The sequence below is a fragment of the Streptomyces sp. NPDC107575 genome (assembly GCF_055657265.1).
In genome coordinates, this window is the sequence record NZ_JBVKBG010000012.1 from 112,157 (window position 1) to 126,586 (window position 14,430).

At 70.3% G+C, this 14,430-nt stretch carries 12 protein-coding genes; 5 read left to right on the top strand and 7 right to left on the bottom strand.

Annotated elements, in window-relative coordinates:
• Window positions 1-170 precede the first annotated feature (170 nt).
• From ACZ7L4_RS40805 to ACZ7L4_RS40815, 3 genes are all read right to left on the bottom strand, one after another.
• Complete coding sequence (locus ACZ7L4_RS40805; protein WP_472110133.1) at window positions 171-2,207, bottom strand: hypothetical protein; 2,037 nt, start codon at window positions 2,205-2,207, stop codon at window positions 171-173.
• 40 nt (window positions 2,208-2,247) lie between these two features.
• Window positions 2,248-3,489, bottom strand: coding sequence for an ATP-grasp domain-containing protein (locus tag ACZ7L4_RS40810; protein ID WP_450817435.1), 1,242 nt, complete (start codon window positions 3,487-3,489; stop codon window positions 2,248-2,250).
• Window positions 3,490-3,666: 177 nt separating this feature from the next.
• Window positions 3,667-4,062, bottom strand: a complete 396-nt coding sequence (locus tag ACZ7L4_RS40815; protein WP_472110134.1) for a DUF3662 domain-containing protein — start codon at window positions 4,060-4,062, stop codon at window positions 3,667-3,669.
• Between the two features lie 219 nt (window positions 4,063-4,281).
• Here ACZ7L4_RS40815 and ACZ7L4_RS40820 point away from each other — a divergent pair, with 219 nt between their 5' ends.
• Together ACZ7L4_RS40820 and ACZ7L4_RS40825 are read left to right on the top strand one after the other, a co-directional pair.
• On the top strand, window positions 4,282-5,016 hold the full coding sequence (locus ACZ7L4_RS40820; RefSeq protein ID WP_472110135.1) for a GAF domain-containing protein: 735 nt from the start codon (window positions 4,282-4,284) through the stop codon (window positions 5,014-5,016).
• Window positions 5,017-5,134: 118 nt separating this feature from the next.
• Complete coding sequence (locus tag ACZ7L4_RS40825) at window positions 5,135-5,557, top strand: ATP-binding protein (RefSeq protein ID WP_472110136.1); 423 nt, start codon at window positions 5,135-5,137, stop codon at window positions 5,555-5,557.
• Window positions 5,558-5,669: 112 nt separating this feature from the next.
• Here the strand turns inward: ACZ7L4_RS40825 and ACZ7L4_RS40830 are convergent, their stop codons facing one another.
• Window positions 5,670-6,560 carry a SigB/SigF/SigG family RNA polymerase sigma factor gene (locus ACZ7L4_RS40830; protein WP_472110137.1) on the bottom strand — a complete coding sequence of 297 codons (891 nt, stop codon included), beginning with the start codon at window positions 6,558-6,560 and terminating at the stop codon, window positions 5,670-5,672.
• A 380-nt stretch (window positions 6,561-6,940) separates the two neighbouring features.
• Here ACZ7L4_RS40830 and ACZ7L4_RS40835 point away from each other — a divergent pair, with 380 nt between their 5' ends.
• Window positions 6,941-8,485 (top strand): diacylglycerol/lipid kinase family protein, encoded by a 1,545-nt coding sequence (locus tag ACZ7L4_RS40835; RefSeq protein ID WP_472110138.1) that lies wholly within the window; start codon window positions 6,941-6,943, stop codon window positions 8,483-8,485.
• 37 nt (window positions 8,486-8,522) lie between these two features.
• Here ACZ7L4_RS40835 and ACZ7L4_RS40840 read toward each other — a convergent pair whose 3' ends face one another.
• A complete protein-coding gene (locus ACZ7L4_RS40840) occupies window positions 8,523-9,134 on the bottom strand; it encodes a TetR/AcrR family transcriptional regulator (protein WP_472110139.1) in 612 nt (203 codons plus the stop codon).
• A gap of 46 nt (window positions 9,135-9,180) precedes the next feature.
• On the opposite strand from ACZ7L4_RS40840, the gene ACZ7L4_RS40845 reads away from it, so the two are divergent.
• Entirely contained in the window at window positions 9,181-9,645 is a 465-nt protein-coding gene (locus tag ACZ7L4_RS40845; protein ID WP_472110140.1) for an SRPBCC family protein, read from the top strand.
• Window positions 9,646-9,964: 319 nt separating this feature from the next.
• On the opposite strand, the gene ACZ7L4_RS40850 is transcribed toward ACZ7L4_RS40845, so the two are convergent.
• Complete coding sequence (locus ACZ7L4_RS40850) at window positions 9,965-10,429, bottom strand: hypothetical protein (RefSeq protein WP_472110141.1); 465 nt, start codon at window positions 10,427-10,429, stop codon at window positions 9,965-9,967.
• Window positions 10,430-10,568: 139 nt separating this feature from the next.
• Window positions 10,569-11,399 carry a hypothetical protein gene (locus tag ACZ7L4_RS40855; protein WP_472110142.1) on the bottom strand — a complete coding sequence of 277 codons (831 nt, stop codon included), beginning with the start codon at window positions 11,397-11,399 and terminating at the stop codon, window positions 10,569-10,571.
• A gap of 219 nt (window positions 11,400-11,618) precedes the next feature.
• On the opposite strand from ACZ7L4_RS40855, the gene ACZ7L4_RS40860 reads away from it, so the two are divergent.
• Window positions 11,619-14,402, top strand: a complete 2,784-nt coding sequence (locus ACZ7L4_RS40860) for a CHAT domain-containing protein (RefSeq protein WP_472110143.1) — start codon at window positions 11,619-11,621, stop codon at window positions 14,400-14,402.
• Window positions 14,403-14,430 lie beyond the last annotated feature (28 nt).

The window sequence follows — 14,430 nt, forward strand, 5'->3', positions numbered from 1 at the left end:
GGCCCCTTCCGGGCCACGACTCTTGACCATTGCTCAGGTGGGGGCGTGCGGGGCCGCCCCGCTGGGTCGCCGGTCCGCACGTCCGGGCGTAGGCGGCGACACCCCCACCACGTAGGGCGCGTCCCCGCGGGGCTTGCTCGCGTGTCGCCGCCGTTGCCCGTCGTTGCGCGCTAGGTTCCCAGGCCCGTCGGCCCCTCCAGCGCCTGCAACATCCCCGCCGGCAGCCGGTCGTTGCCCCAGCTGCGTTCGATGTAGCCGATGATGCCCGCGACGTCCTCCGCCGGCACCCGCTCCGGTTCGCCGTGTTCGAGGGGGTCGGCGTGGAAGATGTAGAGGCGTGAGGCGAACTGGTCGAAGGGCAGGGAGGCCTCGCCGAAGCGTTCGCCGTTGCCTGCCGTGGAGACGACGACGCCGTCGCCCCAGTCCTGGCCGCTGTCGTTGTTCGGGTTGAAGAAGTACACGCGCATGACGTCCTGCGGGTCCGGGGCGACCCGCAGGATCGTGATGGCGTGCCAGCCGACGTAGCGGGCCGCGCTGTCGGTGACGGCGACGCCGGCCGGCTGCGGGTGGATCAGCGGCTGCTCGCCGTTGTACGACGGGTGGTAGCAGGCGTGGAACTGGCGGAGGAACTCGTCGAGGTCGACCAGGTTCCCGGTCGCGACATCGACGTTGATGTGGAAGCCGCGCGGTGTCCACCAGCCGTGGAATTCGGGGTTGACCCATCGGTGCGGGTCTCCCGGCCGGTCGACGCAGCGACGTCCCATCTCGGCGTAGATGCGGTCCAGGTGGGGCACCACGATCAGCGATACGGGGTCCAGGTCCATCGGCAGCGTGCTCGCGACGCCGGCCCCGCTGTTCCGCGACGAGATCGGCTGGCCCTCGAAGTGCATGAGCACCTCGTCGTCGCGGGCGGCCCAGACCACCATTTGCAACAGGTAGTCCGGGTCGTTGTAGGACCACATCGAAAGGGCGCGGGCCGACTGGCAGGTGGGGTTGTCGCCCTGGCCGACGCCGAGCGGCTGGCCCAGCATCGAGAGCACCCCGGCGGTCAGCCGTGCCCGCGGCTCCACGTCCTCGCCGAAGGCCGCCGTCAGGCGCTCGCGTGCGGCGGGAGCGAGTTCGAGCGAGAGTTGGCGCCACAGCGCGGGCACCAGCGGCGGCTCGTAGAGGATGCCGCGGTCGAGCAGCAGCGCGAGACCGTAGATGCTCTGCGCGGTCTGCGGATGCACGGCCACCTCGATCAGCCGGTGCACCAGTTGGCTGTAGCGCAGCAGGCAGTTGCGGCCGGTGTCGGAGAGGCCGAGCGCCTCACCCAGGAGGTAGTCGCTCTCGCGCAGCAGGAACCGGAGCAGTTCCGCGTGGTACGGCGACACCAGGCCGGTGTCGTGCATCGCCCGCGCGAACCCCGACGCCTCGTACTGCAGGCCGCCGGCGTCCATCGCTTCGAGACGGGAGCGGAAGATCTCCATGCCCGGGTCGTCCCGGCACGCCTCGGTGGTGCCGAACAGGCTCGTGATGAGCCGGTCGATGCCCTGCCCCGACGACACACCGAGATCGACGTCCGGGTCGTTGCGGTACACCGCGATCCGGGTGATCAGGGCCTGCACGGCCTCGACCTGGATCGGGCGCTGGCGCAGGATCCGCCAGATCTCGTCGACCAGATTGTCCAGGACGCTGTCGTAGCCGATCTCCTCGGCGAGGTGGCGGAACAGGTCCCGGATGAGCTGGGCGGTGCGGCCCTGCTGGGCCCGCTCCGCCTCGCTGGGCGCGCTGAACAGCAGCTCCAGGTTGGTCGCCAGGACCTGGGAGAGGAACTGGCGGGCGTCCTCGGCCGGCAACGTCGGATGCGCGTACTCGCCGCGGGCGACCGCGAGCATCCGCAGCTCGCTGGTCGCCTCCATGACGACGGTGTCCGCGTCCGCGCTGTGCAGACCCGGGCCGGCCAGCGCCGGAATGAGGATCTCCGGCGACGCCCAGTCCGTCCCCTGGAAGAGCCCGGCGTCCTCGAGGGCCTGCGCCCTGTCCTGGATCGCCGCGGCTCCGCCCGGCTGCTTGAGCACCCGCCGCAGTGCTTCCAGGAGCCGCCGCAGCTTCGTGTGCTTGCCGAAGTCGCGGGTTTCGGCCATGGCCTGGATGGCCTCGTCGAGTGAGGTCACGCGCTTGTCCAGCGTCGTGGCCTCACCGTTGACGTCGACGGTCGGTTTCAAAGGGTTTCCCTCGGGTTGGCCTCCTGCGTCCACGGGGTCGTCAGACGTAGAAGTCGAGCTCTTCCTGCTTCTTCAACAGATCGCGCATCCGGTAGGGGTCGTCACCGAAGAAGTACACCAGACCCCAGTGGGTGCCGAACGCGGTCCTCTTGGTGACGGTCTCCTCGAGCGGTGTCGAGAGGTCGTGGGACTCGTAGTAGTCGTCGTCCTCGGTCTCCTCGGGGATCTCCAGCTCGCTGACGACACGGCGACGCGGGTAGACGCCGAAGCAGCCGGCGGTCCCGGACGCATCGACGACCTCGCGCGGGAAGAAGGCGTCGATCTCCTCCTCGGTCGTCTTCGGGTCGAACGCCAGGACCAGCGCTTGGTAGGCGTTGAAGCCGTATGCCCGCTCCAGGAGTTCGAACACCTTGAAGCCCGGCGGCCGGTAGGCGACCTCGCCGAAGTACATCTCGCCGTCGCTGGTGACGAAGTACTCCGGGTGCACGAAGCCGAACTCGATGTCGAACGTCTTGATGAGCTTTTCGATCTGCGCCGTGATCTGCGGGCGGTAGCGCTCCAGCTCCGGGGTCGCGGGCACGAACACCGAGTACCCCAGCGTCACGTACTCGGAGATGTTGAGGAACTTGATCTTCCCGTTGTGCACCCACGCCTCGACCGCGAACTCCCAGCCGTCGAGGTGGGACTCCATGAGGACAGGGAACTCCTCGTCCGGGATCGAGTCGATCTCGTCCGGGGTGCGGATGACGCGGTGCCCGAGGCATCCCGCCTTGTCGAACGCCTTGAGGTGGATCGGGTCGTTCGGGTCGCCGTCCAGCTTGAGCAGGGTCTGGTTGACGCGCTTGAGGAAGCGGATCACGTCGTCCCGGTCGTGGGCCTCCTCGAAGATGCCGACCCGGATGCCGCCGAGCTGCGCGCGGCGCTTCATCAGCGCCTTGTCCCGCAGCAGCATGGCCTGACCGTACAGACGCGGGTTGCCGAGGAGGACGGAGTTGATCGCCCCCGCCCATTCGACCGTCTCCTCGTACAGCGGGATCGCGACGTCGACGCCCTCGTTCTGCAGCGTCTCGGCGATCTCCATGGAACGGTCGTTGAGCCGTTCGAAGTTCCATGGCACGTAGGGGATGTCGTGCTCGACGCAGTACTCCTCGGCCCACTCCGGGGCCACGACGACGTATCTGCGATCGAACCGGTCGAGGGCTTCCACTGCGTTGAGACTCCAGCCAAGAAGCGCTACGTAGCCCTTGTCCGGGTTCCTGGTGACCGGTTCGCGCTGCGGCATAGACAGGTTTCTCCTTCGGCGCGTGTGCTGCGCCTATCGGGGGTGTGGCTGAGTCGCCTGCCCGACGATCCGGTGCACAAACGCCGAGCGCGATCTCGTCCGGCGGGCGCCAATCCCCCACGTGTGTATGGGACTTGGGCGGACACCCCCTGGGGGTGGGCGACTGCGGAGCTCCGCTCACTCGCCTCGGCGTTGGGCGGCGAGCGGTGCGATGCGGCCGTGGACACGGAAGCGGCCGACGGCGCTGCTCGTGGAGGGCTCCAGGTGGACCGCCACGGGGCCGGCGAAGGTGTAGCCGGACTCCGCGGCGTGGCGGCGCACCTGGACGGCGAGGTGGCGGCCCAACTCGCCGCCGTGTTCGGTGAGTTGCTGATGGACCGGCGGGGGCAGTTCGACGACGAATCGGTTGGGGACCAGTACCCGTTGCCGGCCGAGGATCAGCGCCTGCTCGTCGCACCGCCGGCGCAGTATCGACACCACCTCGCCCTGCTTGCGCCGAGGCGGCAGCAGCAGCCTCCACAGGGCGTTCGTCCAGCGTTCCATCGTTTGTTCCACGTCGTCGACCACTCTCATCACGGTCGGTTGCCCGTCCTCGTGGGCAGGACACTCGCCCGATGGAGTGGCACGTCACGGGCCCTCGTACGCGAGTGCGAGCCACGATTTGGGACGCGTGAGACCGGCGTACGGGTGGTAGACGGACTTCCATCCCCGCGTCGCGGCAGACACCTCGCCGGGTCGCAGGCGCAAGCGCTGGGCAGGCGAAACCCTGTCCGGGAAGGATGTGTGAGGCCCATGCTGGAGGAAGACCGGTCGATCGTTCATGATGTGTCGCTCGCGGCGGCCGTGGGACGGCGGGCGCTGCCGAGAAGACTGTGCACGGCGTTCGCCGCATCGCTGGGAGCGCAGCACGTGACCATGTCCCTGCTCCCGAGCCTTGAGCAGTGGCAGTTGCTGTACGCCAGTGACGAGTACGCACTGCGCGCCGAGGCAGCCCAGTTCGCCCATGCGGACGGTCCCTCGATCGACGCCGCGCTGGGGACGCGGACCGTCTTCACCCCCGACGTCCACGGCCAGGACCGTCCTGCGCGGGTGCGGCGCTGGTCCGACGAACTCCCCGCGATCCGGCACGTGTTGGCACTGCCGCTGCACCGGCAGCGCCAACGGCTCGGCGTGCTCTGCCTGTACTACACCCACTCCGCCCCGCCGGCCCCGGCACACATCGCGGAGGCCGAAGAGGCCACCGCACTCGCCCGCGAGGAAATCCTGCGCTGGCGCCCCGTGCACGCCGACGCCGGCGGCCCCGAGCCGGTGTGGGCCACCGACACCCGCGCGGCGCGCTGGGAACGCGTTCACCGGGCCGCCGGGTACATCGCCGCGCGCGAGGACTGCCCGGTCGGCGAGGCACTGAACTGGCTGCGGGTCGCCAGCGTGCGCCGACATCAGTCACTGCTCGACACCTGCGACCACGTCCTGCAGCCCGCCGGCGCGCGGGTGGAGGTGCCAAGGCAGGCCACCCTCACGCGCTGAGCCCCCTCGTCCCCCACACAAGGAGGGTCCAAGAGTGCGCACGCAGCAGATACACGCGGACAGCACCACCCACGAACGGAACGACGCTCGTGAACGGAGCGAGGCTCACGAACAGGGCATGGCTCCCGAACAGAGCGAGGCCCACGAACAGGTGGCGCTGCGCAAGCGGCCGGAGGCCGCCGCCGACGCCCGGCTGACGGCACACCGCTTCCTGAGCCGACTGCGGCCCACCGTGGCCGCGCAGGACGCCGCCGGCGTCGAACTCGTCGTCTCCGAACTCGTCACCAACACCGTCCGCCACGCACGCGGCAGCCGCTGCACGCTGCGGTTGCGGGCCCGAGCGGACAGCATCGTGATCGCGGTGAGCGACGCCGACCGGCGGCCGCCCCGCGAACGCTCGCCGGACATGGTGAACGGCACCGGTGGCTTCGGCTGGCCCATGGTCCGCCACCTGTCCCGTTCGGTCACGGTGACCACCGGCCCCGGTGGCAAGACGATCCGCGCGACCCTGCCCCGGGGCGGCTCCCGCGTGAGCGAGTAGTCGCGTGGCCGCGTGGAGGCCCGGGGAGGCGGAGTGGCTCCGCCTCCCCGGGCCTCCACGGGTCTCGATCCTTGATCGGGGGCTTTGTGGCCGACGCTCGTCGGCTACGTCTCTATGCGCTGAGCTGCGTCCGCAGCCGGCCCAGCACCCCCGAGAGGCGGCGGGAGACCTGCATCTGCGAGATGCCCAGGACGTCACCGATCTCGGCCTGCGTCAGCTCGTCGACGAAGCGCAGCGAGAGAAGCTTGCGATCCCGGGGCGTGAGGGCGGCGATCAGCGGCTTGAGGGCCTGAAGGTTCTCCGCCTTGGCCAACTCGGGGTCATGGCAGCCGATGTGGGCGGCCAAGGTGTCGTCGGGCTCATCCAAGTCGGCGGACCGGTCGAGCGAGGCGGCGGTGCAGCCGTTGGTCGCCTTCAAGCCTTCGATGACCTCGTCCTCGTCCAGGCCGAGGTGGGCGGCGAGTTCGGCGACGGTGGGCGCGTGGCCGTTCGCCTGCTCCAGGCGGGTGCTCGCCCGGTCGAGGTGCAGGCTGAGCTCCTTCAGGCGCCGGGGGACATGGACGGCCCATGTCGTGTCGCGGAAGAAGCGCTTGATCTCGCCCATGACGGTGGGCAGGGCGAAGCTCGTGAACTCCGCTCCCCGGTGCAGGTCGAAGCGGTCGATGGCCTTGATCAGACCGATCGTGCCGACCTGCACGACGTCTTCGTAGGACTCGCCGTGCGCACGCAGGCGCCGTGCGGCGTAGTGCACGAGGTTGAGGTTGAGCTCGACGAGGGTGTTGCGTGCGTAGGCGTGCTCCTGGGTGCCCTCCTCGAACTCGTCGAGCCGGGCGAACAGCGACTTGGACAGGTCACGGATGTCCGCAGGCGCGAGCGTGTCGGTGGCGGAGAGTGACGGAGGGCCCGGGACACCGGCCGCCGGAGCGGCGCCGCCAGGGCCGGTCGTATGTCGCTCAGGCGTATCGGGCCGCGGTGCCGGATGGCTGATGGCCTGGGGCGTCATCGTCGCTCCTCAATCCGGAGGCACTCCCCCGTCGGGAGTGCGGCGTGCCCGGCTCATACCCGCAACCTTCCGTTGCACACCTGTGATTTGACGCTCCGTAACATGGGTGGGACTCCCGACCTCGCGCCCACTTGCCCCGCCGGGCCCAACCGCCCTCTTCCCGTGGGCGTCCAACTGGCCGCTGAATTCCGCCTATTGACCATCCCCGCCGCGTACGAGGAAACCGCCGGGGCAGACGGAATGGGGAACTGTGCACTGAGGCCGGACCGGCCACACCTCACACACCGTGACCACACGACTGGCCGGATAGGCTGACCGGACGCCACGGTCGAGCCCGGTCGTCGCGCACTGGACTCGAACTGCAGGGGTGTGGCGAGCGCATGAAGCGACCTGGACGGCCGGGGAAGATACTGGGACGGGGAAGGCTGCCGCAGGCACCGTTCTCCACGAAGCGGACCACGCGCGGCAACTCCGCGACGCGCCTGCTGCTCAACGCCGCCGGACACGATGCCGTGTGGCTGGGCGTCGCTGCCGTGCTCGGCGCATCGGGAGGCCAGAGCGCCCGCCGGGCCGCACTGCGCGGCATCGGCTCCGTGGCCATCGTCGCCGCACTGGAACGGGCGTTGGCCAAACCCGCGGCCCGCGGCGCCCGCCCGCTCATTGACACCCTCTCCGGCAACACGCCCCGGCGCTCCAACCCGGTGGCACCGGCCGCGGCGTTCGCCACCGCGGTCGCGGCGGAATCACCCCGTCACGGTCTCGCCGTGCTGCCCGTCGCTGCCGGACTGACCTACCTGCGAGGCCGCGGGAACCTCCCCCACCGAGGCCGCGCGGTGGCCGGCATCGTCGCCGGGGCGAGCGCCGCGCTGCTCACCTACCGCTGGTGGCCGGCGAAGCCGGACACCGCGGCGGCGGCAGCCCCTCCGCGCAAGCCGGCCCCGGCCCTCAAGGACGGCAAGGGCCTGCATCTGGTGGTCAATCCGTCCTCCGGCATCTCCTGGTCCCAGGACACCGCGACGCTGCTGCCCACGCTCCTGCCCGAAGCCACGATCACCGTCCTCGAACCGGGCGACGACCTCATGGCCCTGCTCGACGGGGCGGCGCTGCGCGCCCTCGCGGACGGCGGTGCGTTGGGCGTCTGCGGCGGCGACGGCACCGTCAACGCGGCCGGCGCGACGGCCGCCCGTCATCACGTACCCCTCGCGGTCTTCCCCGGCGGCACGTTCAACCACTTCGCCGGGGACCTCGGCAACCAGACCATGGAAGATGTCGCCCGCGCCGTCCGGGACGGCGAAGCGGTCACCGCCGACGCGGGCCGGGCAACACCGCCCGCTGTCCGGCGGGACGGTGGGCCACAGACAGATGCCCCCGACGAGGCGCCCGACGCCCCCGACAGCAGCAGCGAACAGCAGCTGTTCCTCAACACGTTCAGCATCGGCGTGTACTCGGAACTCGTGCACGCCCGGGAACGTCTGGAAAAGCGGATCGGCAAATGGCCCGCGCTGGCCGTGGGCCTGGCCAAGGTCCTGGCCACCGGCAGCCCACTCTCGGTGGCCATCAACGGCCACCCGCGCAGCATCTGGCTGCTCTTCGCGGGCAACGGCATCTACCACCCCGCCGGTTTCGCCCCCACCTACCGCACCCAGCTCGACGACGGGCTGCTCGACATCCGCGCCGTGGAGGCCGGCACCCCGCTGGCCCGCACCCGGCTCCTCCTCGCCGTCCTGACCGGCACCCTGCACAACTCCCGGGTCCTGACGACCGCCCAGGTACGCCGACTCGAGCTGCACGTCCTACAGGGCGACCCGCACTTCGCCTACGACGGCGAGGTGACAGAGGCGACCTACCGCCACCTCGTCCTCGACAAAATCACCAACGCGATCACCTTGTACCGCCCCGCCGACCAGAGTCAGTGGCTGCGCTGAACCAGACACCACACACCACACACCAGGCAGCAGCGAGTCACTCCGGCCCGTAGTACAGCCGCAGAAACTCCTCCAACGCCGCGTCGACACCTTCGCGGTCACCGGTTGCGAGGAGGTCGAGCAGGAGGCCGCGGACCGTGGCGAGGCCCACTCTGGCGCGGTTGCGGGCGACTGCCGGGTCCGCGCCCGCACTGACCTCGGCGGCCACGAGCGGTTCCAGCCAGTCCGTCACGAGCCCTTCGAGGAACGGGGCCGCTTCGGGGCGGCCCTGCAACGCGTGCCCGCAGATCTCGAAGAAGAGCCGCTCCTGACCGGCCAGCCGAGGGTCCGCAAGCTGTCGCCACAGTCGGCGCGCGGCGTCGGCGGGCGAGAGTCCGGGCTCCAGGCTCAGCCGGGACAGGAGGTCACGCTGGCGTCGCTCCGACTCCCGGACGATCTCGACGAAGAGCTGCTCCTTGGAGCCGAAGTAGTGGATGAGCATGCGATGGCTGACGCCGATCGCCGTCCCCAGGCCGCGCAGACTCAGCTCCCCGATGCCGTGCGCCGCGACGTGGTCGACGGCCGCGGCCACCAGTTGCGCGCGCCGCTCCTGCCCACGGGTGTCCTGATGGGCCCTGCCGTCGGAATGCGCTTCGCCCGTATTCACCACGCCGCGAGTGTACCAATCGGTACACCCGGGATGTACCGTGTGGTACATGAAGTCTGTCATCGTGTCGATCGACGTACCTCAGACGACAGAGGAGGTCTACGACTTCCTCGATGTCATGGCTCACCACGAGCGGTTCACCGACCACTACCTGACCGACTGGCGCTGCGGCGGCCCCGCCCGCGGCATCGGATCGCGCGCGACGGTCACCGCCGCCCTGGGCGGTACCAAGGCCGACGTCGCCATCGAGGTCGTCGAGGCCCAAGCGCCGAGGCTCATCGTGGAACGCAACGTCAGCGCGGCCGGCAAACGCCTGGCCCAGGGCACCTACAGCCTGGAAACCCGGCCGGCCGGCGGGACCCGCATCGCGTTCACCTACGAGTGGCTACAGGCGCCGCTCACCGACCGGCTCCTGGCCCCCGCCGTCCGCGCCATGATGCGGCGCGCCAACCGCACGGCCATGCGCCGCCTGGCCACCGAACTGGCCCACCCCGCGCCCGCGGCCGGGTCCTGAGTCGTTGCGGCGCCGCTACATGGGCATCGACCGGCGCGTCCGACGACGGCGACGAGCGGCCCGCTCCCCCGCGGCAACCGCATCCTGCTCCGTGGCGCCCCGCGCGCGAGCCTTCTCGTAGGCCTTCGTACGGGACTCGTCCATCTTCCGGGCGGTCCGCTCATGCATGCGAGAAAAGAGTCCCATGATGTCTCCCTGTGCGGGCGAGGGGATGTCGTCCACCCATCATCGGCGGCCTGCCTGGCGCGGGGCATCAACCGATCGGCTGCGATGCCCCTCCCATCGATGGATGACAGATCGACGGATGACGGAACAGCCCTCAGTACTCGCCCTTGATCACGAAGAAGGAGCCACGGATCTCTCCGGCCAGCTTCGACTTCTGGCGGGCGAACTTGAACTTCGACGCCAACTCCTCCGGCACGTCCATGCCTTGCGAAAGCTTGAAGCCCACCGCGCGCTTCGCTCCGTCCTCGATGCCGTACATCACGTTGATCACGAGACCGGACTCGTAGAACACGTAGGCCATCCGGGACCCGCCCGCCTCGAAGGAGGTCGCCTCCAAGGGGCGGGAGGCGATGACGAGGTCGCGCTCCTCGGAGAGCACGCGGGCCACGTAGTCGACCACCTCCGACGCCTCGCTCGCGGGCCGGACCGTGAATTCGTGGTCGAACTTGTTCTTGAAGTAGCGCGCCTCGTTGGCGCGCAGCCCAGCGAGCGCCTCGGTCACCGGAGACGATTCCAGGCCGACGGTGGACACGTTCTTGAAGTCGACGGTGTACGGCATGGTGCCCTCCTGATGATGCGGTTCGTCTGCGGGCCACCGGTGGTGGACCTCCCGGCGACGTCTTCACGCTATGGCCCGCTTCCGCGCCCCGCTTCTCGATTCCTGACCGGTTCGCGGCGCCCTCGGCCGGATCGTCCGCTCACTCGTCCGACCGCGAGGTCCACGACTGCGGCGCGGCCTGTCCGACACGCAGGGTCCCGTCCACGGGGGCGTACCGCAGCAGGCCGAGGTCGACCAGGCTTCTCAGGTGACCCAGGTGCTCCTCGTCGCTCCAGTGAAAGGCATCCCGCAGCTGATGTGCGGTGGGGCACCCGCTCGCACGCCGGTCGTACGAGGCGACCCAGGCGACGGCATGCCGCTGTTCCTGCGCGGACAGCCCGGTCGGCGTGGGCGGCAGGTCGGCCGGCGGCGTGGCACCGAGCGCCAGGCTGTACGAAGCATCGGTGTAGGTCACCACCCCACGTTGAGCGAGGTACTCCAGAACGCCGGCGAGCTCCGGCACGGTCCAGTCGAAGCGCTCCCGCAGGAGGCCCCAGGACGGGCCTCTTCCGTGCTGCTCCCTGAACTCCGCGATGTGCGCTGCCACGAGCGCCTCACGACCGCGCAGCAAGGCACGAGCACGGTGCTTGCGGTACGAGGCCGACGACGGAGGCGACTGCTCAGACGCCGAATTCTTCGGCGGCTTCGCCTGCCACTCCGCGCGCGAAGAGAGGTGCCAGCGCCCGCACTGCGGGCACTCGTACACCCGCTGCGGAACACTGCCCGTGTGCCTCGGGCGCTCGCGGATCTCCTGCAACCGCAGCTCAGCACTCTCACGATCAAGGAACTCGGTCTTGCCCTGGCAGCCGCGCACCCGCGTTCTGCGCGCACGCTCCTGAGCCAGCGCCTGCTCGGCAACGGTCGGGCCTTCGGCGTCGACGCCGGTCAGCCCCACGATGTCGTTGATGCGCGCTTCGAGTTCCCTGTCCATGTGACCCGTTGTACGGCACGCCACTGACAATCTCCTGCCACTCGGCGGCCGTCGCCGGATCAAGGACGCCATCCCCGTCGTATCCTCTGTGCGATGGGGCGGGGGAAGCGGCGAACAGCCGTGTGGGGGCCGGCAGCGCTTGCCGCGTTGACGGGTGGCGTCTGGGGACAGTGGCTGGCGCAGCACCGGCTCTTCCGCTTCGGCCCGCACGATCAGGCCGTGTACGACGTCGAACACCACGCGGTCTACGACCCGGGCCTCGGCGCGTGGCGCGATCTCGACTCCCACACCCTGCACTGGTACACGCCCGACTCACCACTGATGCCGTACGTGCTGCCGCCCCTGGGCGCCGGCTGCTTCGTCTTCTTCGCGCTCGCCGTGAGCTGGACCGTCAAGCACCGCCGCCTCATGGCGGAGATCTGGCTCGGCTTCGTCCGGCGGCCGGTCACGATGCTACTCAGGTACCTTCCGCTCGTGGGCCTGACCTGGCTCTGCGCGGCGATGCCCTTCCTGCGCGCGGGCGAGGACCTGGGCGATCTGCTGGCGGACCGGCCGACCGCGGTGTATCTCGGGTTCTGCGTCGGCCAGTTGGTGGTCCCGCTCCTGCTCGTCTGGGCTCCGTGGGTGGCGGACCGGTTGTTCGTGTTGATGCACATCGTGTTCCGTATTTATGCCGCCCAGTCGGGCCGCATGGGTGATGGCCTCGCCAAGCAGGAGGGCCTGCGCGGGGCGGCGCAGCGGGCCGAGCGGTTCCGGCTGTCCTCCTCCGGTGACCTTTCCGCGCTGACCTGGTCGTTGCGGACCGGGGCATTGATGGACGTGTTGGCGGAGCGAGGAGATGACACGGCCGTCCTGGACGACCTGCTGCGGGGCGGCCCTGCCGCGTTGAGTGCCCCGCAGCACATCTTCGACCGGGTCCTCTCGGCTCTGGGGCGGCCGGAGACCGAGAACAGAGTGGCGCGTGCGTTCGTCCTCCGTTACGAGTGGACGGGGGCGGTGGTCAACCTGGACCGTGCGATCGGCATCCTCGCTCCGCTGGCCGCCAGACCCCGTCCCTGGTTCTGGCTCACCATGGCCCGGTGGTGCGACGTCTGCCTCAATCTGGCTGCCGCCCTCAAGGACCGCTACGAATTGCGCCGCGATCCCGCGGACCTCGACGAGGCTCTCGCTCTGGTCCAGCGGGTGGGTCGCAGATATCCGTCCAGGGTGCCGAACCACCTCGTGGAGCTGCACCTTCTACGACACCGGGATACGGCAGACCCGGCAGCCCTGACCGCCGCCGTCGAGGCGGGCCGCCGCGGCGCGCCCGACCCCGACATGGTCCGAGCGCTCCTCGAACGGTTCGCCCGCGACGGCGCCGGCCAGGACCTGGCCGAGGCCCAGGAGTTGGCCGCGCGGCTCGTGGCGGAGAAAGAGCCCGGCCACCCGTGGCACGCCACCTGCCTGACGGTCCACGCACGGGCGCTCGCCGCGGCGGGTGAGACGGATGCCGCAGCACGGTGTCTGCGGGAGGCGGTCGACAGTCCTTCGTCGCCGCTGCAGGCGCGGCTGGCCGCCGCCATGGACCTCGGTGAACTCGGCGCGGGAGGCCCGCTGTCCGTCGAGGGTTTCGGGGCGGCGGTCGAGCTCCTGCCGCAGCTGGCCTGGATCGGACTGCGCCGTGACGACCAACGGTGGCTGCTCAGCCGCTGGCAGGGCGCGGCCACGGCCGCCGCCGCGGCCGCGATCGCTGCGGGGCAGGTGGAGCAGGCGGTCGAAATGCTGGAACACGGGCGCGCTGTCATGTGGGGGCAACTCGCTCGCCTGCGCAGCGATGTCGAGAGTGTCCGGATCGCGGATCCCGCCGGGGCGCGGCGCCTCGACGAGATCCGCGCCGAACTCGACGTACCCGATGAGCCCGGGTGGCGATTCGACCAGGCCGGCGCCGACGTGGAGCGACGCATCCGGCTGGGGAGGGAATGGGACGAGCTCTCCGCGCGCCTGGGCATGACCCGACGCCGGAGCTGCCGGGAGCTTTCCCAAGCAGCCGCCAATGGCCCCGTCGTGGTGGTCAACACCAGTCCGCTTCGCTGCGATGCGATCGTTCTGCTTCCCGACGACCGCCCCCTTCTCGTACCGCTCGACGGACTCGACCACGCTGAACTCACCGCATGGGCCCGGCAGTCGGCCGACCCCGACGGCCGGCACCAGGCGATGCTCAACGTCATCGCCCCACGGCTCTGGGACGACCTGGCGGTTCCGGTGCTGCGTGCCGTCTCGCCCCACCTGGGAGAAGAGCGGCGGATCTGGTGGTGCCCGACCGGGCCGCTGGCCGCCCTGCCCCTGCATGCGGCGGGGCACCACGCCCGGCCCGACGGCCCCGCCCTGTTGGACGAGGTCGTCTCCTCCTACACCCCCACCATCAGTGCGTTGTTGGAGTCCGCCGAGCGGGTGGTGGCGCCCCGCGGGAGTCTTGCCGTCGCGGCACGCCAGAGCCCGGGCAGACCCGAACTGCCGGCGGTGGAAGACGAGTCAGCGGAGTTCCTGCGGTGCTTTCCCGACGCGGCAGCGCTCAACTCCCCACGTGTGGGGGACGTTCTAGCGCGGCTGCGCGAGGCCCACTGGGTGCACTTCGCCTGCCACGCCGACGCCTCCGGGCTCGCCGTGAACGACGGCACCGTCTCCTTGGAACAGCTCGCCGACCTGCGTCTCGCGGACGCCGAGTTCTGCTATCTGTCGGCGTGCAGCACGGCCGCGCCCGACCCGCGCGCCTACGACGAATCCGTCCACCTGGCCGCTCTGCTTCACCTGCAGTCGTTCGTCCATGTCGTCGGCACCCTGTGGGAGGTCGACAGCGACAAGGCCCTGTGTGCGGCGCGGGAGGTGTACCGGACACTGACGGAGCACGGCGCACCCGACAGCACACGGGCCGCGCAGGCCGTGCACGACGCCGCGCGGTCCCTGCGCCGCGAGGCCCCGCGCGACGTCGACGTCTGGTCTTCTCTGCTGCACATCGGGCCGTAGAGGCTGGGCACGGGAGCCGCCGGACGTG

What these genes read in the sequence shown, in the direction of transcription:
- ACZ7L4_RS40810 (WP_450817435.1), bottom strand. Translation starts at nt 3,489, where the DNA reads ATGCCGCAGCGCGAACCGGTCACCAGGAACCCGGACAAGGGCTACGTA.
- ACZ7L4_RS40815 (WP_472110134.1), bottom strand. Translation starts at nt 4,062, where the DNA reads ATGAGAGTGGTCGACGACGTGGAACAAACGATGGAACGCTGGACGAAC.
- ACZ7L4_RS40820 (WP_472110135.1), top strand. Translation starts at nt 4,282, where the DNA reads ATGCTGGAGGAAGACCGGTCGATCGTTCATGATGTGTCGCTCGCGGCG.
- ACZ7L4_RS40825 (WP_472110136.1), top strand. Translation starts at nt 5,135, where the DNA reads ATGGCTCCCGAACAGAGCGAGGCCCACGAACAGGTGGCGCTGCGCAAG.
- ACZ7L4_RS40830 (WP_472110137.1), bottom strand. Translation starts at nt 6,560, where the DNA reads ATGACGCCCCAGGCCATCAGCCATCCGGCACCGCGGCCCGATACGCCT.
- ACZ7L4_RS40835 (WP_472110138.1), top strand. Translation starts at nt 6,941, where the DNA reads ATGAAGCGACCTGGACGGCCGGGGAAGATACTGGGACGGGGAAGGCTG.
- ACZ7L4_RS40845 (WP_472110140.1), top strand. Translation starts at nt 9,181, where the DNA reads ATGAAGTCTGTCATCGTGTCGATCGACGTACCTCAGACGACAGAGGAG.
- ACZ7L4_RS40850 (WP_472110141.1), bottom strand. Translation starts at nt 10,429, where the DNA reads ATGCCGTACACCGTCGACTTCAAGAACGTGTCCACCGTCGGCCTGGAA.
- ACZ7L4_RS40855 (WP_472110142.1), bottom strand. Translation starts at nt 11,399, where the DNA reads ATGGACAGGGAACTCGAAGCGCGCATCAACGACATCGTGGGGCTGACC.